Origin of the sequence: Amycolatopsis sp. Hca4 (genome assembly GCF_013364075.1) — a bacterium.
Lineage (GTDB): Bacteria > Actinomycetota > Actinomycetes > Mycobacteriales > Pseudonocardiaceae > Amycolatopsis.
The window spans coordinates 3,796,589-3,817,830 of record NZ_CP054925.1; the positions used below are offsets into that span (position 1 = coordinate 3,796,589).

Here is a 21,242-nt window from a genome sequence, read left to right on the forward strand (position 1 = left end):
CCGGCGGCGGATCGACCGCGACAGCGGGGTCGGGATGTGCGGCCAAGAGATGGCTCCGGTGCTGCTGAGGCGGGACAGCCGGCCAGAGCCGGGCAGGAGGACGGCTCGTTCCTCGCTCCCCCGGCCCACCGCCGCCACCCTTGGCACCCGGCCCCTTGGCCCCCGGCCCCCGGCCCTGGCCCCGGCCCCCGGGCCCCCCGGCCCCCGGCCCTGGCCCCGGCCCCCGGGCCCCGGGCCCTTGGCCCCCGGCACCTGGGCCCTGGCCCTGGCCCTGGGCGGCACAGTTCCTACGTCGAGGCCGTGATCCCCCGGATGCCCTTCAGCTCGCCGATCAGCATCGAGCTGACCTTCACCGGGTAGTCGTACAGCGCGAAGACCGTCTGGTTCTTGCCCACCAGCTTCAGGTGCACCGGGGTCTCGCCCTTATGCGCCAGCAGCGTCGACCGCAGCTCGCTGACCACCGATTGGTCGATCTTCTCCGCCGCCGCGAGGAGGACCAGGGGGGGCTCGTCGTCGCCGCTGCCCGTGCCGACCTCGGACAGGTCCAGCGTGGCCAGGCCGCCTCCGAAGACCGACATCTTGTCTTCGCGCCAGTTGACCCGGCCCTTGACCAGGACCGCGTTGTCCTCGATCAGCTCGCTCGCGAAGAGCGCGTACGACTTCGGGAAGAACAGCACCTCGAGGGACGCGTCCATGTCCTCGACCGTGCAGATCGCCCAGGGCTCGCCCTTCTTGTTGACCCGCCGCTCCAGCGACGTGATCAGCCCGGAGATGACGATCTCGCCTTCGCGTGGCGGGTCGGCGAGGATGCCGGCGATCGGCTTCGGGGCGTGCTTGCGCAGGATCCGCTCGGCGCCGTCCAGCGGGTGGGCCGAGACGTACAGGCCGAGCATCTCGCGCTCGTAGGCCAGCAGCTGCTTGCGCGGGTACTCCTCCTCGCCGAACTTCAGGTGCGCGAGCGGGGACGACGACGGCGCCGCCTCCCCCTCGTCGCCGCCGAAGCCGAACAGGTCGAACTGGCCCATCGCCTCCTGGCGCTTGAGCGGGACGACCGCTTCGACCGCGTCCTCGTGGACCTGGATCATCGACAGCCGCGTGTGGCCGAGCGAGTCGAACGCGCCCGCCTTGATCAGCGACTCGATCACCCGCTTGTTGCAGGCCACCAGCTCGGACTTGTCGAGGAAGTCGGTGAAGGAGGCGTACTTGCCCTTCTCCTCGCGGGTCTTGATGATCGACTCGACGACGTTCGCGCCGACGTTGCGGACGGCACCCAGCCCGAAGCGGATGTCGTCCCCGACGGCCGCGAACCGCATGGCCGATTCGTTGACGTCCGGCGGGAGCACCTTGATGCCGAGGCGGCGGCACTCGGACAGGTAGACCGCCGACTTGTCCTTGTTGTCACCCACCGAGGTGAGCAGGGCCGCCATGTACTCGGCGGTGAAGTTGGCCTTGAGGTACGCGGTCCAGTAGGAGACCAGGCCGTACGCGGCCGCGTGGCTCTTGTTGAACGCGTAGCCGGCGAACGGGAGGATCGTGTCCCAGAGCGCCTTGATCGCTTCTTTGGAGAACCCGCCGGGCACGAGGTCGCTGTTGCGCATGCCCTCTTCGAAGCCCTCGAACTCCTTGTCGAGGACTTCCTTCTTCTTCTTGCCCATCGCGCGGCGGAGCACGTCCGCGCGGCCCATCGTGTACCCGGCCACCTTCTGGCCGATGTGCATGATCTGCTCTTGGTACACGATCAGGCCGTACGTGTCGGCCAGGATCTCCCGCAGCGGCTCGTCGAGCTCCGGGTGGATCGGCTTGACCTTCTGCCGGTTGTTCTTGCGGTCGGCGTAGTCGTTGTGCGCGTTCATGCCCATCGGGCCGGGGCGGTACAGCGCGCCGACCGCGACGATGTCGTCGAACACCGTGGGCTCCATGCGCCGGAGCAGGTCGCGCATGGGGCCACCGTCCAGCTGGAACACGCCGAGCGTGTCGCCGCGGGCCAGCAGCTTGTACGTCTCGGGGTCGTCGACGCCCAGGGTGTCGAGGTCGACGTCGACCCCGCGGTTGGCCTTGATGTTGTCGATCGCGTCACCGATGACGGTGAGGTTGCGCAGGCCGAGGAAGTCCATCTTGAGCAGGCCGATGGCCTCGCACGACGGGTAGTCCCAGCCGGTGATGATCGAGCCGTCGTCCCGCTGCCAGAGCGGGATGGCGTTGGTCAGCGGCTCGCTCGACATGATGACCGCGCAGGCGTGCACGCCCGCGTTGCGGATCAGGCCTTCGAGACCGCGGGCGGTCTCGAAGATCGTCTTGCACTCTTCGTCGGTCTCGACCAGGGCGCGGACCTCGGCGGCCTCGCCGTAGCGCTCGTGCTTCGAGTCGACGATGCCCGAGAGCGGGATGTCCTTCGCCATGATCGGCGGCGGCAGCGCCTTGGAGATCTTGTCCGCGATCGCGTACCCCGGCTGGCCGAAGTGGACGCGCGCGGAGTCCTTGATCGCGGCCTTGGTCTTGATCGTGCCGAAGGTGATGACCTGGGCGACCTTGTCCGCGCCGTACTTCTCGGTCGCGTACCGGATCATCTCGCCGCGCCGGCGGTCGTCGAAGTCGATGTCGATGTCGGGCATCGAGACGCGCTCGGGGTTCAGGAACCGCTCGAACAGCAGCTTCTGCGGGATCGGGTCCAGGTTGGTGATACCGAGGACGTACGCGACCAGCGATCCGGCCGCCGAGCCGCGGCCGGGGCCGACCCGGATGCCGACGCGGCGGGCGTAGCTGATGAGGTCGGCGACGATCAGGAAGTAGGCCGGGAAGCCCTTGCCGATGATGACGTCGAGCTCGATCTCGATGCGCTCGTTGTAGTACGGGTCCGGCACGCCGTCCGGGAACCGCCACTTCAGGCCGCGCTGGACCTCTTCGCGCAGCCAGCTGCCCTGGTCGTAGCCCTCCGGGACCTCGAAGAACGGCAGCCGGTCCTTGTGCGCGTACACCTCTTCGTAGGACTCGACGCGCTCGGCGATCAGCAGCGTCGTGTCGGCCGCGCCGGGCACCTCCTTGTCCCAATACTCGCGCATCTCGGCGGCGGACTTGAGGTAGTAGCCGTCACCGTCGAACTTGAACCGGGTCGGGTCGTTGAGGGTCTTGCCCGCCTGGACGCACAGCAGCGCCGAGTGGGTGTCCGCCTGGTCCTTGGTGACGTAGTGCGAGTCGTTCGTCGCGATCGGCTTGAGGTCGAGCAGCCTGCCGATCTCCAGCAGGCCCTCGCGGACCGACCGCTCGATCGGCAGGCCGTGGTCCATCAGCTCGAGGAAGAAGTTGTCGGCGCCGAAGATGTCCTTGTAGTCGGACGCGGCCTGGATTGCCTCCTCGCGCTGGCCCAGCCGCAGCCGGGTCTGCACCTCGCCGGATGGGCAGCCGGTGGTGGCGATGATGCCGGAGCTGTTCTCCGAGATCAGCTCGCGGTCCATCCGGGGCTTGCGGTAGTAGCCCTGCATGCTGGCCAGCGAGGACAGCTTGAACAGGTTCCGCAGGCCGGTCGCGTTCGCGGCCAGCATGGTCATGTGCGTGTACGCACCGCCACCGGAGACGTCGCCGCCCTCACCGAACTCGTCCGAGCCGCGCTGGTTGGCCTGGCCCCAGAAGACGGGCTTCTTGTGGAACCGGCTCTCCGGCGCGATGTAGGCCTCGATGCCGATGATCGGCTTGATGCCCACCTTCTTGGACTGCTGGTAGAACTCGTCGCCGCCGTACATGTTGCCGTGGTCGGTCATGCCGACCGCGGGCATGCCGAGGCGCGCCGCCTCCGCGAAGAGAGGAGCGATCTTCGCCGCACCGTCGAGCATCGAGTACTCGGTGTGGACGTGCAGGTGGACGAAGGAATCGTTCGACACCAGCGAAAACCTCCCCTAGGTGGATCGGACCGGCGCGCCGGGTCCCCACCATAGCTTGGGCCACCGACACTCCCGACACGTGCTCGCCGGGTCGATTCTGCTCCTCGACGGCGGTGTTCCGCCGCTGGGACACGCCCCCCTTTCCGGGCGGAAACGATCACGACACGGGCCGCTGCCGAGCCGTCCCCGGGAGTGACGGAAGCGGGCGGCTCAGGTCGTGAGCTGGCGCACACCGGCGGCCTCCCGCGTTGACACCGCCACCACCGGCACCGAGCATTCCCGCCATGAACCTGTCTGACAGCCAGACAGCCGGACAAGGTGGCCCGGGTGTTCCCCGCCGGGTGAGCGCCATGGAAGCCGTGCTGGCCCACCTGCGCGCCGCCATCGAGCGCGGCGAGTACGCCGTCGGCGCCAAGCTGCCCTCCGAAGCGGCCCTGAGCAGGGAGTTCGAGGTCAGCCGGTCGGTCATCCGGGAGGCCCTCCGGGGCCTGCAGGCGCTCGGCATGACCGAGTCGAAGACCGGCAAGGGCACCTTCGTCACCGCGACCGGCCCGGCGGACAACCCCACCTTCGGGCCCTACTCGGCCCGCGACCTCATCGAGGTGCGGCGGCACGTCGAGATCCCGGTCGCCGGGTACGCCGCGGTGCGCCGCAGCCAGGACGACCTCGACCTGCTCGGCCACCTGCTCGACCGGATGGACGCCGAGACCGACAACACCGCGTGGGTCGCCCTCGACTCGCTCTTCCACATCACCATCGCGCAGGCCTCGGGCAACCCCGTCTTCGGAAGGTGATCGAGGAGATCCGGGACGCGCTCGCCCGCCAGTCCGCCTTCCTCAACCAGCTCGGCGACCGGCGGCGCCAGTCGAACGTCGAGCACCGGGACATCGTCACCGCGATCGAGAGCGGTTCCGAAGAGCAGGCCGTCGCGGCCATGACGGCGCACCTGACGCACGTCGAAGCCACCCTGACCAGCATCGTGAACGGGGAACAGTGACCGAACAGACCGTCCCGGCCACCACCGCCGACACCGCGGACGCGGGTGACGCCGGCTACCACAAGGCCCTGAAGTCCCGGCACGTCAACATGATCGCCATCGGCGGCGCGATCGGCACCGGCCTGTTCCTCGGCGCGGGCGGCCGGCTCGCCCAGGCCGGCCCGGCGCTGGCGATCGTCTACGGCGTCTGCGGGCTCTTCGCCTTCTTCGTCGTCCGCGCGCTCGGCGAGCTGATCCTGTACCGGCCCTCCAGCGGCGCCTTCGTCTCCTACGCCCGCGAGTTCATGGGCGAGAAGGGCGCGTACGTCGCCGGCTGGATGCACTTCCTCAACTGGTCGACCACCGGCATCGCCGACATCACGGCGATCGCGCTCTACGCGCACTTCTGGTCGTTCTTCTCGCCGATCCCGCAGTGGGTGCTCGCGCTGATCGCCCTCGCCGTCGTGCTGACGCTGAACATGGTGTCGGTGAAGCTGTTCGGCGAGATGGAGTTCTGGTTCGCGATCATCAAGGTCGCCGCGCTGGTGCTGTTCATGGTCATCGGCATCTTCCTGCTGGTGACGCAGACGCCGATCGACGGCGTGGCCGGCGGCCCGCAGCTGATCGCCGACCACGGCGGGATCTTCCCCTCCGGGCTGCTGCCGATGGTGCTGATCGTGCAGGGCGTGGTGTTCGCCTACGCCTCGGTCGAGCTGGTCGGCGTGGCCGCGGGCGAGACCGAGAACCCGGAGAAGATCATGCCGAAGGCGATCAACTCCATCATGTGGCGCATCCTCGTCTTCTACGTCGGCTCGGTCGTGCTGCTGGCGATGCTGCTGCCGTGGAGCTCCTACACGAAGGACCAGAGCCCGTTCGTCACCGTGCTCTCGCACCTGGGCGTGCCCGCGGCCGACAGCGTGATGAACCTGGTCGTGCTCACCGCGGCGCTGTCCAGCCTGAACTCGGGCCTGTACTCGACCGGCCGGATCCTGCGGTCGATGGCGGTGGCGGGCTCGGCGCCGAAGTTCACCGGCGTGATGAACCGCAACCACGTGCCCTACGGCGGGATCCTGCTCACCGCGGCCGTGTGCGTGCTCGGCGTCGGGCTCAACTACCTGGTGCCGAAGGAGGCCTTCGACATCGTGCTGAACTTCGCCGCGATCGGCATCCTCGCCACCTGGGCCATCATCGTGCTCTGCCACCTGCTGTTCGTGCGCCGGGCCGAGCGGGACGGCCTCGAGCGGCCGTCCTTCCGGCTGCCGTTCTCGCCCTACACCGAGATTGCGACGCTGGTCTTCCTCGCCGCGGTCGTGGTGCTGATGGGCTTCGACGAGACCGGCCGGATCACCTTGCTCGCGCTGCCGGCCATCGTCGTCGCACTGGTCGCCGGCTGGTTCGGCGTGCGCAGGCGGATCGACATGCGCGCGTTCGACGAGGAGGGCCTGTGAGCCACGAGCCGCTCGTCGAACTGATCCGCGACGGCCTGGTCGAGGGCGTCCACCACGGCTCGGCCGTGGTGCTCGCCCCGGACGGCTCGACGCGGTTCGCCGCCGGGGACGTCGACACCCCGATGTACCCGCGGTCGACGGCGAAGCCGCTGCAGGCGACCGCGATGGCGCGGCTCGGGCTGCGCCTGTCCCCCGCCGGGTTCGCCATCGCCGCGGCCAGCCACTCGGGCGAGCCGATGCACCTCGGCGCCACCCTCGACGTCCTCGACGGGCGCTCGCCCGACCTGCTCGGCAACCCGGCGGACTTCCCGTTCGACCCGGTCGAGCGCGACCGCTGGCTCGCCGAGGGGCGGGCGCCGTCCCGGCTCGGGCACAACTGCTCCGGCAAGCACGCGGCCATGCTCGCGACCTGCGCGGTGAACGGCTGGGCCACCGAGGGTTACCTCGACCCGGCCCACCCGCTGCAACGCGCGATCGCGGCCACGGTCGAGGACCTGACCGGGCGGGACGTCGCCCGGGTGGCCGTCGACGGCTGCGGCGCACCGCTGTTCGCGACCACGCTGCGCGGGCTGGCGACGGCCGTGTCGAAGATCGCGGTCGCCGCGCCGGACACACCGGAAGGCCTGGTGGCCGCCGGGATCCGGCAGCACCCGGAGCTGGTCGGCGGCAGCAGGCGGGACGTCACCGCCGTCATGCGCGCGGTGCCGGGGCTGATCGCCAAGGACGGCTTCGAGGCCGTCCAGGTCGCCGCGCTGCCCGACGGCACGGCGATCGCGTTCAAGATCGCCGACGGCGGGGACCGGGCGCGCTACCCGGTGCTGGCCGCGCTGCTCGGGCGGTGCGGGATCGACGTCCCGCCCGGCCCCGACAACCTGCGTTTCGCCGGACACCTTTCTGTGGGGAGCACCGTATGACCACCCGCCGCGAACACGACCTGCTCGGCGACAAGGACGTCCCGGCCGAGGCGTACTGGGGCGTGCACACCGCCCGCGCCCGCGAGAACTTCCCGATCACGGGCACGACGCTCGCCGCCTACCCGCACCTGGTCGAGGCATTGGCCGCGGTCAAGGAAGCCGCGGCACGGGCCAACGCCGAGCTGGGCCTGCTCGACCCGGAGATCGCGGACGCGATCGGCGAAGCCTGCCGGGAGATCCGCGAAGGCGCCCTGCACGGCGAGTTCGTCGTCGACGTCATCCAGGGCGGTGCCGGGACGTCGACCAACATGAACGCCAACGAGGTCATCGCCAACCGGGCACTGGAACTGCTCGGGCACGCCAAGGGCGACTACCACGTCGTGCACCCCAACGAGCACGTCAACCTCTCGCAGTCGACGAACGACGCCTACCCGACCGCGGTCAACGTCGCCACGATCCTCGCCGTGCGCGGGCTGTCGGAAGCGATGATCGTGCTGGAGAAGGCGTTCGCGGCCAAGGCCGTCGAGTTCCACGACGTGCTGAAAATGGGCCGCACGCAGCTGCAGGACGCCGTGCCGATGACGCTCGGCCAGGAGTTCGGCACCTACGCGGTGATGCTCGGCGAGGACCGGCAGCGGCTGAACGAAGCCGTCGCGCTGCTGCACGAGATCAACCTCGGCGCGACCGCGATCGGCACCGGCCTCAACGCCGCGCCCGGCTACGCCGAAGCCGCCTGCCGGCACCTGCGCGAGCTCACCGGGCTGCCGGTCGTGACCGCCGCGGACCTGGTCGAGGCGACCCAGGACTGCGGCGCGTTCGTGCACCTTTCCGGTGTCCTCAAGCGGATCGCGGTCAAGCTGTCCAAGAGCTGCAACGACCTGCGGCTGCTGTCCTCGGGCCCGCGCGCCGGGCTGAACGAGATCAACCTGCCGCCGGTGCAGGCCGGGTCGTCGATCATGCCCGGCAAGATCAACCCGGTGATCCCCGAGGTGGTCAACCAGGTCGCGTTCGAGGTGATCGGCAACGACGTCACCGTGACGATGGCCGCCGAAGCGGGGCAGCTGCAGCTCAACGCGTTCGAGCCGATCATCCTGCACTCGCTCTCGGAAAGCATCACGCACCTGGGCGCGGCCTGCCGGACCCTCGCGGAGAAGTGCGTTTCCGGCATCACCGCCAACGTCGACGTCCTGCGCGCCTACGTCGAGAACTCGATCGGCCTGGTCACGGCGCTGAACCCGAGCATCGGCTACGCGGCCGCGACGGAGATCGCCAAGGAGGCGCTCGCGACCGGACGCGGGGTCGCCGAGCTCGTCGTCGAGAAGGGCCTGATCCCGGCCGAAGAGCTGGCCAGGCTGCTGCGTCCGGAAACGCTCGCGCGGGCGAACTGAGGTACGGTCGGATCCGGAAGGATCGACTCCACTTCGGAAGGCGGGCGCCCGTGCTGGACCGACTTGTCGACAAGCTGCTCGGACTCCCCCGCGCCGAAGGCCCCAAGCCGGCCGTGACACGCGACCTCGAGGTGCCGATGCCCGACGGCGTCACGCTGCTGGCCGACCGGTACGCGCCGGCCGGGACGACGTCGGCGCCGGTCGTGCTGATCCGCACCCCGTACGGGCGCAAGGGGCTGCTCTCGAAGCTCTTCGGCGAGACGTTCGCGCGGCACGGGCTGCAGACGGTCATCCAGAGCACGCGCGGCTCGTTCGACTCCGGCGGCGAGTTCCGGCCCTTCCACCTCGAACGCGAAGACGGCCTCGCCACCGCCGAGTGGCTGCGCGCGCAGCCGTGGTGCGACGGCACCCTCGGCATGGCGGGCGCCAGCTACCTCGGGCACACGCAGTGGGCGATCGGGCCGTACCTGGACCCGCCGCCGGCCGCGATGTGCCTCGGGGTGACGGCGTCGGAGTTCGTCTCGACGTTCTACCCGGGCGGCGTGCTCGCGGCCGACAACATGGTCTCGTGGTCGGCGATGATCGGCCGCCAGGAGGAACGGTTCGCCGCCCTGCCGAACCCGCTGCAGACGCGCAAGACCCGCCGGGCGATGGCCCACCTGCCGATCAGCGGCGCCGACGTGGCCGCGATCGGCAAGCCGGTGCAGTTCCTCCAGGACGTCACCGGGCACTTCGTCCCCGAAGACGACTACTGGGCGATGTCCGACCACAGCGCCGAGGTCGCCGGGCTCGACGTCCCGGTGTCGATGGTGACCGGCTGGTACGACCTGTTCATCGGCTCGCAGCTGCGTGACTTCCGGATCCTCGCCGACGCCGGCAAGGCACCGAGGATCACGATCGGGCCGTGGGCGCACGGCGAGCCCGCGAGCATGGGCCCGATGATCCGCGACCAGCTCGGCTTCCTGCGCGCGCACCTGCTGGGCGACCGGACGTATCTGCAGCGGTCGACGGTCCGGCTGTTCCTGCAGGGCGCCGGGACGTGGCTGGACTTCGAGTCGTGGCCGCCGCCGTCGAAGCCGACCGGCGCGCACCTGCGGCCGATCGGCGGGCTCGGCGAGGTCGCGACCGACCCGGCGCTGCCGACGACGTTCACCTACGACCCGGCCGACCCGACGCCGTCGGTCGGCGGCCCGCTGCTGACCGGCGAGTGGAAACAGCGCGACAACCAGGAGGTCGAGGCCCGGCCGGACGTACTGGTGTTCACCGGCGAGCCGCTGCCGTCGGACCTCGACGTCATCGGCGAGGTGGCGGCGACCGTGCACGTGCGCACCGAACTCGGCCACGCCGACGTCTTCGTCCGGCTCTGCGACGTCGACGCCGGCGGCGTTTCCCGCAACGTGACCGACGGGATCCTGCGGCTGCGCCCCGGTTTCCCGGCCGCGGACGCCGACGGCGTGGTGACCGCGGAGGTGACGCTCGACCCGACGGCCTACCGCTTCCGCCGCAGCCACCGGCTGCGTGTCCAGGTGGCGGGCGGGGCGTTCCCGCGGTTCGGGCGGAACCACGGAACGGACGAGCCGGTGACGTCGGCGGTGGACGGCAGGCCGAACCGCTTCGAGGTGTTCCACGACGCGGCCCGGCCGTCCCGGATCACGCTGCCGGTGTTCAGCGGCTGACCACGCGCGCCCACGGCCGGCGCAGCAGCGGCCAGGCGGCGGCCAAGAGCGCGGCGGCCGTCCAGACCGGCCAGCCCGCGGCGGCCCAGAGCCCGAGCGCGCGGAGGGTGCCGGACTCGCCGATCTGCAGCCAGGCGGCGTGCGCGGCGAGCAGCAGCCAGCCCAGCTGGACCAGCCAGCCCAGCGGGTAGCACGCGATCGCGGCGAAGGCGGTGGCGCGCGGGCCCGCGCGCAGCAGCCGGCGGCGCAGGGCCATGGGCGGGTGGGTGAGCCGGGCGAGCACGCGGCCGGGATGCGGGGCACCCAGCCGCATTGCCGGTCCGGCGGCGGCGACGTGGTCGGCGGCGAACTCGGTGCTCCACGAACCGGCGACGGGCAGCGTGATGGCGGCGAGCAGCAGCCCGAGCGCGTTGAGCAGCATCAGGCCCAGTCCGGCGACGAGCTGCCCGGCGGAGTGCACGGACCCGTCGAGGACGTCGGCGAACCACACCGCTCCGACCGGCACCACGGCGGCCCAGGCGAACAGGGCGAACCAGTGCCGGACGAGGAAGGCGAGCGGGCTGGTGGCCCCGGCGAGGTAGGTGTCGCCCTGCCGGCAGTGCGCGAGTTCGTGCCGCACGACGGCTTCGGCGGCGGCGCGGTCCCGCCGCCAGAGCACGACGAGCGGGGCGAAGACGGCGAGCCGCGGCCTCCGGGGACGGCGGAGGTAGGCGAAGGCGAGCAGGTCGGTGCGCCGCGGGTTGGCCCGGACTTCGACGCCGGGCAGCCGGGCCCGCGCGTAGGCGGCGATGGCGGCGAGGCTCGGGGTGCGGAGGTCGTCGCTCAGCCCATACCGGCGCTCGACGAGCCGCCCGCGCACCCCGGCGCCGGCGACGGTGACGACGGCGGCGAGCAGCACGACGGCGGGCATCAGATCGACGAGTCCGGCCACGCGCAGGACGTCGCTGCCGGGGACGGTGGCGGCGGGGTTCGGGGTGACGCCGACGAGGTCGAACAGGCTGTCCCGCCAGGCGGGGAGCTGCCGGGGCACGGTCCAGCACAGGGCGGTGAAGAACCAGAAGAGCAGCCAGGGCGGCGCCGGGGACAGCGCCGGCGGCTGGTGACCGATCCGCGCGGGGGCGCCGCCGGGAACCGGCCCCCGCACCGCCGCGGGCGCGGGCGTGCCGGGCACAGGATCGCCGGTCATCGGCCCGGGTCCTCCGGCGGGGCCGCGGCCAGGTAGGCCCGGGTGCCCGCGCCGTCCTTGATCAGGGCCCGGACGATGCGGAACGTCAGAACCTCGCTCTCGGTCTCCGGCACCCCCGCCGCCTTCAGCTCGGCGCTGATCGCGTCGATCAGGTGGTTGAGCTCGGGCAGCCCGGGCGCCTGCGGTTCCGGGACCTGCTTCGCGCGGCGGCGGTCCCACAGGTCGCCGAGGTTCTTCAGCAGCGTCGAAACACTGCTGAGGTTGCCGCCCAGCGCCGCCCAGATCGCCGGGCCGGTCAGCGTCACCGCTGCCAGCACGTGCGGGAACAGCACGATCGGCGCGGTCACGTCGAAGCCGCCGGGTGCCGCGTTCGTGCGCGCGAACAGCTCGCGCCGCGCCGCGCCGCCCGTCAGGTACGCCGCCGTCAGCGACGGAACCAGTTCCGCCTCGTCCGGTGCCACCTCCGCCGCCAGCCGCACCGCCCAGCCGATGACCTCGTCGTTCACCCGTTCCGCCCCTCTATGCGAACGCTTCGTGGAACTCGACCTCGTACGGCCCGGGCACGAACGGCCCGCCGAGCCCCAGCTCGACCACCGCCGTCGCGCCCGGGGCGACCGCCGGCCGTGCCTGGCCGAACAGCTCCGCCACCTTCGCCCCGCCGACGAAGAGGGTCAGCCGGAACAACCCCGTCCGCGGCCGGTCCGCCCGGTTCGCCACCGTGATTTCGCCGGTGAAGAACCCGGTGCCGTCGTCACCTACCCGGGCGCCGGTCAGGTCCCACTGCCGGTCGCTCCCCCGCACCGCGACGTCCACCGCGGACGACGGCGGCGGGGCCTCGGGCACCGGCGCGGCCGTCCGGCTCAGGAAGAGGCCGAACCCGAGCAGCAGCGAGCCCGCGACCACCGCGAGCGCGTGCACCCCGCGCGACGGACGACGCCCGGCACCGGACCCTCCACTGTGGACGAACGCCCGGCCGGGCGTTCGTCCACGAGTCGCGCCGGCGGGCCAAGCCGTTACAAAACCCGCCGTAACGTCTCCGCGGCCGCCCGCGTCTACGCCGGTGACAGCACCGCCCCGCCTCTGTCAGATCGGGATTCCCTTGATCAGCAACCGAAAGATCGTCTCCGCGCTGACCGCCGGGCTGCTGCTCACCGCCGGCTGCGGCGGCGTCGAGCAGGTCGCGAGCCCGGCGCCGGTCTCGACGACCGAAACGACGGCGTCGACCACCGAGACGACTCCGACCAGCACGGCGGAGACCACGACCGAGACGACCCCGACGGACACCTCGGAAACCACGACCACCGAAGAAGAAACGACCACTTCGGAGACCGAAGAGGCGTCACGGACGCCGACCGGCTCCTACGACGTCACGATTTCCGGCTCGGTCTCGGGCACCTCGTTCCGCCGGTCCGCCACCCTCCGCATCGTCGAGACGATCTCCTCGAGCGGCACCACGAACGACGTCAACCCGGTCGACGTCTGCCTGGTGTCCGGCAACCCGGCCGGGCGACCGCAGCCGGGTGCGATCTGGTTCGGCTCGAACTCCGGCTGCGCCCCCGGCGCCGGCGCGGGGCACCTGGACCTGGCGACCGTCGACGTGGACGGGGACACGGTCACCGTCGAGCCCGTCGAGAACATGGCCGCCACCGGCGGCAACGTCTTCACGTCGTCGTCGAGCATCGCGGCGTGCCCGTTCTTCCCGGTGTCGGGACGGCTGCGGGTGACCGCGGGCGGCGGCGTCTCCGGCCGCATCGAGGTCACCGGCTACGGCGGCGCGTTCTGCGGGAAGACGGTCTACAGCGCGAAGATCTCCGGCTGAGCGCCTCAGAGCGGGACCACGCGGTGGTGGCTGGTCACCCGGCCGTCGTCGTGGAGCACGTGCAGCAGCAGGGACGGCGGGCGGTCGTACTCCAGCGGGCCGCCGTCGTCCCAGCCGCTGTCCCCGCCCGGCTCGATCGGGAGCAGCGAGCCCGAAACGACACCCGGCGCGATGCGCAGCGGCACGCCGGCGAACGTCGTCGAGGCGCCCGTGTGCACGTGACCCGCCAGCAGCGCCTTCACCCGGGATGCCGCTGCAGCACGGCCGCCAGCCGGTCCTCGCCGGACTGGCGGATCGCGTCCACCAGCGGGACGCCGACCTCGACCGGCGGGTGGTGGAACGCCACGAACGCGGGGCCGTCGCCGCCGGACAGGACGCCGTCGAGCCACGACAGGGTTTCGTCGGCGAGAAAACCCGCGCCGCGGCCCGGGATCGTCGAGTCGCAGAGGGCGAACAGCACGCCGCCGACCTCGTGGGCGAGGTCGATCGGGCCGTCGGACGCCGGGAGGTCGAGCAGGCCGGCGCGGAACGCCGCCCGGACGTCGTGGTTGCCGGGGCACACCAGGACCGGCGCCGGGTGCTTCAGCAGTTCGGCGGCGCGGGCGTACTCCTCGGCCGCGCCGTGGTCGGCGATGTCGCCGGTGACGACGACCGCGTCGACCGGCAGCCCGCCGAGGTGGTCCAGCACGGCCGCGACGCGGGCTTCCGCCCGTGCGCCGCCGTCGAGGTGCAGGTCGCTCAGGTGCGCGATGATCATCTTTCGTCCTTCCCCAGGTAGGCCAGGGCTTTCACCCAGTTGGCGACGAGCACCGAGGACGCCGTGGCGAGGTCGCCGTCACGCAGGGCCGCGGCGATGCGGCGGTGCTCGCCGATGCTCTCCCCGGCGTGGCCGTGCCGGGCGAAGTACGCCGATTCGTAGCGCTTGAGCAGGGGTTTCGTCTGCTCGATCAGCCGCAGCAGGTGCGGGTTCGGGCAGCGGGACAGCAGCAGGGCGTGCCACCGATCGTCCAAAGCGGACAGATCGGCGCCGTCCGCGGCCGCCATTTCGGCGGCGACGGCGTCGAGCGCGTCCGGCAGCCCGGCCAGCTCGAGCGGTGACGTCCAGCGCAGCGCGAGGGCTTCGAGCTCGGCCACCAGCGGGTAGAGCCGGCGCGCCTCGTCCGGGTCGAACGGCGGCACCAGGAACCCGCGGCCGGGCGCGGAGACCAGCAGGCCGCGGTCGGCGAGCCCGATCAGCGCCTCCCGCAACGGCGTCCGGCTGACGCCCAGCTCGCGGGCCAGGTGCACCTCGTTGACCCGCGAACCGGCCGCGAGCCGCCGGTCGAGCACGCGGGCGGTGATCTGCTCGATGAGGTCGCTGCGCAACGGGGTGCGGGCCATGCCGGGCAGTATTGCATACAATAGTCATCTACTGTATTCAGTTGGTATGAGCATCGACGTCGAACGCGCGCGCCGCGAGACCCCGGCTGCGCCGAGGTGGTCCACTTCAACAACGCGGGCGCGGCGCTGCCCCCGGCCGTCGTGACCGACACCATCGTCGAGTACCTGCGGCACGAAGCGCTGACCGGCGGCTACGAAGCGGCCGCCGAAGCCGCCGACCGCCTGGCCGCGGTGTACACCTCGGTGGCCCGGCTGCTCGGCGCCGGAGCCGACGACATCGCGCTCACCGACAACGCCACCCGCTCCTGGCAGGCGGTGTTCTACGCGCTGCCGTTCGGCCGCGGTGACCGGATCCTGACCTCGCGGGCGGAGTACGCCAGCAACGCGATCGCGTTCCTGCAGGTCGCCCGGCGCACCGGCGCGGTGGTCGAGGTGATCGGCGACGACGAGTCCGGGCAGCTCGACGTCGAACAGCTGCGGCGGCGCGTCGACGGCGACGTCAAGCTGATCGCGGTCAGCCACGTGCCGACCCAGGGCGGCCTGGTGAACCCGGCCGAGGAGATCGGCGCGGTCGCCGAGGCGGCAGGCATCCCGTTCCTGCTGGACGCCTGCCAGTCGGCGGGCCAGCTCGACCTCGACGTGACGCGCCTGAAGTGCGACGCGCTGTCGGGGACCGGCCGCAAGTACCTGCGCGGCCCGCGCGGCACCGGTTTCCTGTACGTGCACCCGCGGCTGCGCGAGCGGCTGGAGCCGGCGATGCTCGACCTGCATTCGGCGAGCTGGGAATCGCCGACGGAGTACGTCGTCGACCCGACGGCCAAGCGCTTCGAGGTGTGGGAGCGCGACTTCGCCGCGGTGCTCGGCCTCGGCGCGGCCGTCGACTACGCCCTCGGGTGGGGCCTGCCGGCGATCGAGTCCCGCGTCGCCTCGCTGGCGGCGACGCTGCGGGACCGGCTGACCGAAGCGGGCGCCCGGGTCCACGACGCCGGAGCGCGCAAGTGCGGCCTGGTCACCTTCAGCGTCGACGGCACCCCGGCGGCGGAGGTCAAGGCCCGGCTGGCGGAGGCGAACATCAACACGTCGCTGTCGACGCGCACCTCCGCGCAGTACGACTTCACCGCCCGCGCCCTGCCGGACCTGGTGCGGGCGTCGGTGCACTACTACAACACCGAGGACGAGATCGACCTGCTGGTGCGGCAGGTGGAGAAGCTCTAGAAGGCGTTCACGCCGGTCAGCTCGGCGGACACCGACCAGAGCCGTTCGGCGAGGACGGGGTCGATCGCGTAGTCCTTCACGCCGGTGCGCGTGCCGTCGGCCGGTGCGGGTTCGGCGATGTCACAGTCCTCGAGGTACACCCCGCCGAGGCCGTCGAGCTGCGGCGACGTCGCCGCCCAGACCTGGGTGGCGGCGCCCTGCTCGGGTGTCTTCGCCCCGCCGGTGACCCGGCCGGCCTCGTCGAGCATGCCCGCGTCGACGAGCTCCTGCCGGTCCAGGTGGCGCACGAGGTCGGTGAGGATCCGGCCGGGGTGCAGGGCGAACGCGCGGACGCCGGACTCGCGCGCGAGCGCGTCGAGGTGCACGGCGAACAGCACGTTCGCGGTCTTCGCCTGGCCGTAGGCGAGCCACTTGTCGTAGCCCTGCTCGAAGTTCAGGTCGTCGAACCGCACCGGGCCGTAGTGGTGGCCGCGCGAAGACACCGAGACCACGCGTGCCCCGGGCGCGAAGGCCGGCCACAGCCGGTTGACCAGCGCGAAGTGGCCGAGGTGGTTGGTGGCGAACTGCGCCTCCCAGCCCGGCCCGACGCGGGTCTCGGGCAGCGCCATGATGCCCGCGCTGCCGATGAAGACGTCGATGCGGCGGTCCGAAGCCAGGAACCGCTCGGCGAACGCGCGGACGCTCTCGAGGTCACCGAGGTCGAGTTCGCCGATCTCGACGTTTTCCAGGCCCTGCAACGCTTCTTCGGCGGTCCCGCGGCGGCGGGCCGGGACGACGACGTGCGCGCCCGCGGCCGTCAAGGCTCGCGTGGTTTCCAGGCCGATGCCGGAGTAGCCGCCGGTGACGATCGCGAGCTTGCCGGTCAGGTCGACGCCGGCCAGGACCTCGGCCGCCGTGGTGGTGGCGCCGAACCCCGAGCCGATCTTGTGCTGTGCGGTGGTCATGCCACCGACGCTATGACCTGGAGTGCGCTCCAGCGCAAGTTCAGCCCTTCAGCAGCTGCCGGGCGATCACCAGCTTCTGGATCTCGCTGGTCCCTTCGTAGATCCGGAACAGCCGCGCGTCGCGGTAGATCCGCTCGACCGTCACCCCGCGGACGTACCCCGTGCCGCCGTGGACCTGCACCGCGCGGTCGGCGACCCGGCCGAGCATCTCCGTGCAGAACAGCTTCGCCGACGACGGCCCGAGCTTGCGGTCCTCGCCCGAGTCGTACTTCGCGGCGGCTTCGTGGACCATCGCGCGGCCGGCCGCCAGCTCGGCGTGCGACTCCGCCAGCAGCGCCTGCACCAGCTGGTACTCGCCGATCACCCGGCCGCCCTGGCGCGCGGTCCGCGCGTATTCGACGGCTTCGGCGAGCGCCCGTTCGGCCAGGCCGACGCAGAGCGCCGCGATGTGCAGCCGGCCGCGGGCCAGCGACGCCATCGCGATGCCGAAGCCCTTGCCCTCCACGCCGACCAGCGCGTCGGCGGCCAGCTCGACGTCGTCGAAGACCACTTCCGCCGTCCACGCGCCGGCCTGGCCCATCTTGGCGTCGTGCGGGCCGACGGTGACGCCGGGCGCGCCGGCGGGCACCAGGAACGCGGAAATGCCGTGGCTGCCGGTGCTTTCCGGGCCGGTGCGCGCGAACGTGACGAACACTTCGGCGAGCGGCGCGTTGGTGATGAACCGCTTGGTGCCCGAGAGCCGGTAGCGGTCGCCGTCGCGGACCGCGCGGCTGGTCAGGCCGCCCGGGTCCGAGCCCGCTTCGGCTTCGGTGAGCGCGAACGACGCGATCGACCGGCCGGCGGCCAGCCGCGGCAGCCAGCGGGTGCGCTGGTCCGGCGTCCCGTGGTGGACGATCGCCTGGCCGGCGATGCCGTTGTTGGTGCCGAAGAGGGACCGGAAGGCCGGTGTCGTCCAGCCGAGTTCGATCGCGAGCCGGACGTCCTCGGCCATGCCGAGCCCGAGCCCGCCGTACTCCTCCGGCAGCGCCCAGCCGAACAACCCGAGCTCGGCGGCCTTTTCCCGGAGTTCGGCGGGGATTTCGTCCCGTGCGTCGATCTCGGCCTCGCGCGGCACGACCTCCTTGCGCACGAACTCCCGCACCGCGCCGAGAACCTGCTCGAAAACGTCCGCGTCCATGGGCGGCACGGTACCCGGATCTCCGCCCCCGAGGGCACGCCCGGACGCGGTAGCTTGGGCCGATGCGCAAGCCGATCACCGTTGTCGCCGCCGCCACGCTCGCCGCGGTCCTGCTGCCCGCCACCGCCTCGGCCACGCCCGGCAGCGGCGTCGCCGGCACGATCCTGGCCCAGAAGACCATCGGGCAGACGGATTACACGCTCCGCGAGATCACGATCCAGCCGGGGGGTTACACGGGCTGGCACTTCCACGACGGGACGTTGTACGCGTACGTGAAGGCGGGGACGCTGACGCACAACCTGGCCGACTGCAGTGTCGACGGGGTCTTCGGGGCTGGGCGCGCGTTCACCGAGAAGCCGGACCAGGTGCACATCGGCCGGAACCTCGGGGTGACGCCGCTGGTGCTGGAGGTGCTGTACGTGCTGCCGAAGGGGAGCCCGCTTTCGGAGGACGCCCCGAACCCGGGCTGCGGCTTCTAGCTCGCCAGCCACCCGGCGGCGTCCAGCCGGTACGCCGCCGGCCCCACGACCGCGCGCAAATCGTTCTCCAGTGCGGCAATCCGCTCCGGCCCGACCACCCGCGCCCACTCCGCGCGCAGCTCGTCGAAGATCTCCGCCGACTTCCGCAGCGCGTCGACGCCGTGCTCCGTCAGCCGGACGATCTTGCGGCGTGCGTCCGCCGGGTCGTCCGCGCGCTCGGCGTACCCCAGCGACTCCAGGCGCTCGACCGTCTTCCCCGCCGCCTGCTTGGACACGCCCAAGCGGCGGCCGATCTCCGAGGCCGTCGCTCCCTGGACGCCGACCGCCTGCATCGCGAAGCCGTACGACGGCCGGACGTGCGGGTGGCCTCGGCGGGCGAGCTCGGCGTGGAGGCGGTCGATGAGCGTGCGGAAGCCGCCGAAGAGCAGGAAGGGCAGCTCGTACCCCGGCGTGTCGGTCATGGCGCCTTGCCAAACTCGACAACCAGGTTTACGGTTTCGACAACCACGTTGTCGATCCTACGTCTGGAGACGCCTTGTTCGCCGATCACACCCCGGAGTCTGCACCCCCCGCCGCCCGTCCCGCGATGGCGGCCACCGCGAAGAAGTTCGGGCGGGTTCCGGCCGCCGTCGCGCGGCTGGCGACGTCACCGGAACTGCTGAACGGATTCCTCAAGCTCAGCGCGATCTTCGAGGCCACCACCCTGACCGCGCTGGAACGCGAAGTGCTGATCATGACCGTGGCCGCGCGCAACGAGTGCCACCTCTGCGTGGCCATGCACACGGCCACGCTGGCCCGCCTGGACGCGCCGGCGGAACTGGTGGCGGCGCTGCGGGCGAAAGCCCCGCTGCCGGAGCCGCGGCTGGAGGCGCTGCGCGTCTTCGTCCACGCGGTGATGGACACCCGCGGCGAGGCGCCGCCCGAAGCGCTGGAGGCGTTCACCGGCGCCGGCTTCAGCCAGCGCAATGCCTTGGAGGTGGTGCTGGGAATCGGGACGTACACGCTGTCGACGTACGCGAACCGGCTCACCCGCGCCCCGCTCGACGACGTCTTCGCCGAGCACGCCTGGCACGCGGCCTGAGGCCGTGGGGCCGCCGCGAAGGCGGCCCCACGGCCGGGAACTCAGCCCTTCGCCAAGGTGACGACGGTGGTGTTGTCGACCGAGACGTTGGTGTTGTAGTTCGGGTCGAGCGCGGTCGCCTGGGTGACGACCTCGGCCTGGCCCTTCTGGAACGGCGTGGTGCCCGTCGGCACCACGGTCGCCTGCCACGGCACCGCCGCGCCCGGCGTGCACGCCACCTGCGCCGAGTAGTTGCCGCGGATGATGACGTTGCGCTTGACCTGCGTCGCGGTCCCGCTCAGGGTGACCGCGGCCGGGCCGGTGCACTCGACGGTTCCGTGCAGGTACGCGTTGCCGTTGAGCGTGCTCGCGGTGCCGTCGGTGGCCACCTTGAGCCCGATCCCGAGTTCCGCCGGCGCCGGCGGGTTCGCGATGTGCACCTCACCGCGCGCGGCAGCCGTGCCGCCTTCGCAGTGCTGCTCGTAGGTGGCGTCGAGCGTCTGGACGTACCCGTGCGGCCCGAAGACGACGTTCTGGACGGTGAACGTCCCGGTCGAGGTGTTGCACCCCCGGCCGTTGCCGCTCAGGTCCAGCCCCGGCGCGTTCGCACCCTGGAACGGCCACCGGGTCGCCCCGTCGTAGGTGCCGGCGGTCAGGCCCGTGCCGCTGGGTGCGGCCAGGTCGAGCGACCACCAGTCGCTGTTGAAGCCGCTGACGCTGACGGCGATGTGGTTGTGGTCCTCGGTCGCGTTGACCGTGAGCCGGTCCTTGGCGTCCGTGGAGTAGGCGTAGGTGCCGCCTCCGCTGATCCAGTCGCCCGGATCACCGCTGAACGACAGCGATCCGGAGGCGACGGCCTGCGCCTGCGCCGGCACCGTCCCCACGAGCAAGGCGAACACGGGCACCGCGACAACGGCGGCGGCTCGCTGCAAAAACCCTGAACCCTTCACAGGTTCCCCCTCGGGTGAGTTGGTCACTTGCCGTCCAGCCTGTCGGCCACCATCGACCACCCGTTACGGGTTTTTGCTTTTCGCACAGGAAGATAGGGGTTCCGTGCGCGGATTTTGACAAAGATCCCGGTCAGCGGGGCACGACGGTGCGGCCGTTCGCGTCACCTTCGACGAGTGCGCGGTAGGCCTCGGCGACCACGGCGACGGGTGTCCCCCGGCGGCCGTCCTCGCCCATCGCCTCGAGGGTCTCGCTGATCCAGCCGGGGCTCACGACGTTGATCCGCAGGCCTGCCGGCAATTCGGCGGCGGCCGACCGGACGAAGGCCTCGAGCCCGGCGTTGACGAGCGCGCCGAGCCCACTGCCCGGGATCGGCTCGGCGAACGTCCCGCCGGTGAGCGTGACCGAGCCCGCGGCGGGCAGGTGCCGCACGGCGCGCCGGGCGAGCGCGACCTGGCCGAGCAGCTTGCCCCGCAGGTCGTCGAGCACCTGCCCGTCGGTCAGCTCGGCGAGCGGGCGCAACGGGACGTTGGCGGCGCAGCACACGACGGCGTCCGGGGCGGTCCCGAAGAGCGCGTCGAGCGACGCGGGGTCGGCCAGGTCCGCGGCGAGAGGGGAAGTCCGGGAGACGGGCACGACCTCGTGGCGCGGTTCGAGGGCGGCGGTCACGGCTCGGCCGACGAGCCCGGTGGCGCCCAGCAGGAGGATCTTCACGTCCCGACGCTAACGGCCACGGCAACCGCGTTTCGGCGGCCGC

18 protein-coding genes and 2 pseudogenes are annotated in these 21,242 nt (G+C 71.8%); 9 read left to right on the forward strand and 11 right to left on the reverse strand.

The features are described from left to right. Positions 1 to 287 precede the first annotated feature (287 nt). Entirely contained in the window at positions 288 to 3,875 is a 3,588-nt protein-coding gene (dnaE, locus tag HUT10_RS16345) for a DNA polymerase III subunit alpha (RefSeq protein WP_176171997.1), read from the reverse strand. 350 nt (positions 3,876 to 4,225) lie between these two features. Here dnaE and HUT10_RS16350 point away from each other — a divergent pair. From HUT10_RS16350 to HUT10_RS16370, 5 genes and pseudogenes are all read left to right on the forward strand, one after another. After that, positions 4,226 to 4,872 (forward strand): annotated as a pseudogene (locus tag HUT10_RS16350) (FadR/GntR family transcriptional regulator). Next, complete coding sequence (locus HUT10_RS16355) at positions 4,869 to 6,299, forward strand: amino acid permease (protein WP_176171998.1); 1,431 nt, start codon at positions 4,869 to 4,871, stop codon at positions 6,297 to 6,299. Before HUT10_RS16350 ends, HUT10_RS16355 begins: the two are co-directional and overlap by 4 nt. Further along, a complete protein-coding gene (locus tag HUT10_RS16360) occupies positions 6,296 to 7,213 on the forward strand; it encodes an asparaginase (protein ID WP_176171999.1) in 918 nt (305 codons plus the stop codon). Before HUT10_RS16355 ends, HUT10_RS16360 begins: the two co-directional genes overlap by 4 nt. Continuing rightward, the gene (aspA, locus tag HUT10_RS16365; protein WP_176172000.1) at positions 7,210 to 8,601 is read left to right on the forward strand and encodes an aspartate ammonia-lyase; all 1,392 of its coding nucleotides are present in this window, start codon (positions 7,210 to 7,212) and stop codon (positions 8,599 to 8,601) included. Before HUT10_RS16360 ends, aspA begins: the two co-directional genes overlap by 4 nt. A 50-nt stretch (positions 8,602 to 8,651) precedes the next feature. After that, complete coding sequence (locus HUT10_RS16370) at positions 8,652 to 10,277, forward strand: CocE/NonD family hydrolase (protein WP_176172001.1); 1,626 nt, start codon at positions 8,652 to 8,654, stop codon at positions 10,275 to 10,277. Here the strand turns inward: HUT10_RS16370 and HUT10_RS16375 are convergent. Genes HUT10_RS16375 through HUT10_RS16385 form a run of 3 tightly spaced genes read right to left on the reverse strand, consistent with a single transcriptional unit; the run spans position 10,267 to position 12,381 of the window. Next, the gene (locus HUT10_RS16375; protein ID WP_176172002.1) at positions 10,267 to 11,463 is read right to left on the reverse strand and encodes a M48 family metalloprotease; all 1,197 of its coding nucleotides are present in this window, start codon (positions 11,461 to 11,463) and stop codon (positions 10,267 to 10,269) included. The genes HUT10_RS16370 and HUT10_RS16375 overlap by 11 nt on opposite strands. Next, complete coding sequence (locus tag HUT10_RS16380) at positions 11,460 to 11,969, reverse strand: hypothetical protein (RefSeq protein WP_176172003.1); 510 nt, start codon at positions 11,967 to 11,969, stop codon at positions 11,460 to 11,462. Before HUT10_RS16380 ends, HUT10_RS16375 begins: the two co-directional genes overlap by 4 nt. Before the next feature lie 13 nt (positions 11,970 to 11,982). Next, a complete protein-coding gene (locus HUT10_RS16385; RefSeq protein ID WP_176172004.1) occupies positions 11,983 to 12,381 on the reverse strand; it encodes a hypothetical protein in 399 nt (132 codons plus the stop codon). Positions 12,382 to 12,562: 181 nt separating this feature from the next. On the opposite strand from HUT10_RS16385, the gene HUT10_RS16390 reads away from it, so the two are divergent. Beyond that, positions 12,563 to 13,282, forward strand: a complete 720-nt coding sequence (locus HUT10_RS16390; RefSeq protein ID WP_176172005.1) for a hypothetical protein — start codon at positions 12,563 to 12,565, stop codon at positions 13,280 to 13,282. A gap of 5 nt (positions 13,283 to 13,287) precedes the next feature. Here the strand turns inward: HUT10_RS16390 and HUT10_RS16395 are convergent. Continuing rightward, positions 13,288 to 14,039: pseudogene (locus HUT10_RS16395) on the reverse strand (metallophosphoesterase). After that, positions 14,036 to 14,662, reverse strand: a complete 627-nt coding sequence (locus tag HUT10_RS16400) for a GntR family transcriptional regulator (protein WP_176172006.1) — start codon at positions 14,660 to 14,662, stop codon at positions 14,036 to 14,038. Before HUT10_RS16400 ends, HUT10_RS16395 begins: the two are co-directional and overlap by 4 nt. A gap of 96 nt (positions 14,663 to 14,758) precedes the next feature. On the opposite strand from HUT10_RS16400, the gene HUT10_RS16405 reads away from it, so the two are divergent. After that, entirely contained in the window at positions 14,759 to 15,877 is a 1,119-nt protein-coding gene (locus tag HUT10_RS16405) for an aminotransferase class V-fold PLP-dependent enzyme (RefSeq protein WP_176172007.1), read from the forward strand. Here HUT10_RS16405 and HUT10_RS16410 read toward each other — a convergent pair. Next, complete coding sequence (locus HUT10_RS16410; protein WP_176172008.1) at positions 15,874 to 16,821, reverse strand: SDR family NAD(P)-dependent oxidoreductase; 948 nt, start codon at positions 16,819 to 16,821, stop codon at positions 15,874 to 15,876. The two genes, HUT10_RS16405 and HUT10_RS16410, sit on opposite strands and share 4 nt — an antisense overlap. Positions 16,822 to 16,861: 40 nt before the next feature. Further along, positions 16,862 to 17,998, reverse strand: coding sequence for an acyl-CoA dehydrogenase family protein (locus tag HUT10_RS16415; RefSeq protein ID WP_176172009.1), 1,137 nt, complete (start codon positions 17,996 to 17,998; stop codon positions 16,862 to 16,864). A 62-nt stretch (positions 17,999 to 18,060) separates the two neighbouring features. On the opposite strand from HUT10_RS16415, the gene HUT10_RS16420 reads away from it, so the two are divergent. After that, positions 18,061 to 18,477, forward strand: a complete 417-nt coding sequence (locus tag HUT10_RS16420) for a cupin domain-containing protein (RefSeq protein ID WP_176172010.1) — start codon at positions 18,061 to 18,063, stop codon at positions 18,475 to 18,477. Here HUT10_RS16420 and HUT10_RS16425 read toward each other — a convergent pair. Next, a complete protein-coding gene (locus HUT10_RS16425) occupies positions 18,474 to 18,938 on the reverse strand; it encodes a MarR family winged helix-turn-helix transcriptional regulator (protein ID WP_176172011.1) in 465 nt (154 codons plus the stop codon). The genes HUT10_RS16420 and HUT10_RS16425 overlap by 4 nt on opposite strands. Positions 18,939 to 19,063: 125 nt before the next feature. On the opposite strand from HUT10_RS16425, the gene HUT10_RS16430 reads away from it, so the two are divergent. Then, positions 19,064 to 19,558, forward strand: a complete 495-nt coding sequence (locus HUT10_RS16430) for a carboxymuconolactone decarboxylase family protein (protein ID WP_176172012.1) — start codon at positions 19,064 to 19,066, stop codon at positions 19,556 to 19,558. Between the two features lie 41 nt (positions 19,559 to 19,599). Here HUT10_RS16430 and HUT10_RS16435 read toward each other — a convergent pair whose 3' ends face one another. Then, positions 19,600 to 20,442 carry a hypothetical protein gene (locus HUT10_RS16435; RefSeq protein ID WP_254896900.1) on the reverse strand — a complete coding sequence of 281 codons (843 nt, stop codon included), beginning with the start codon at positions 20,440 to 20,442 and terminating at the stop codon, positions 19,600 to 19,602. Positions 20,443 to 20,617: 175 nt separating this feature from the next. Further along, the gene (locus HUT10_RS16440; protein WP_176172014.1) at positions 20,618 to 21,199 is read right to left on the reverse strand and encodes a short chain dehydrogenase; all 582 of its coding nucleotides are present in this window, start codon (positions 21,197 to 21,199) and stop codon (positions 20,618 to 20,620) included. Between the last annotated feature and the right edge of the window lie 43 nt (positions 21,200 to 21,242).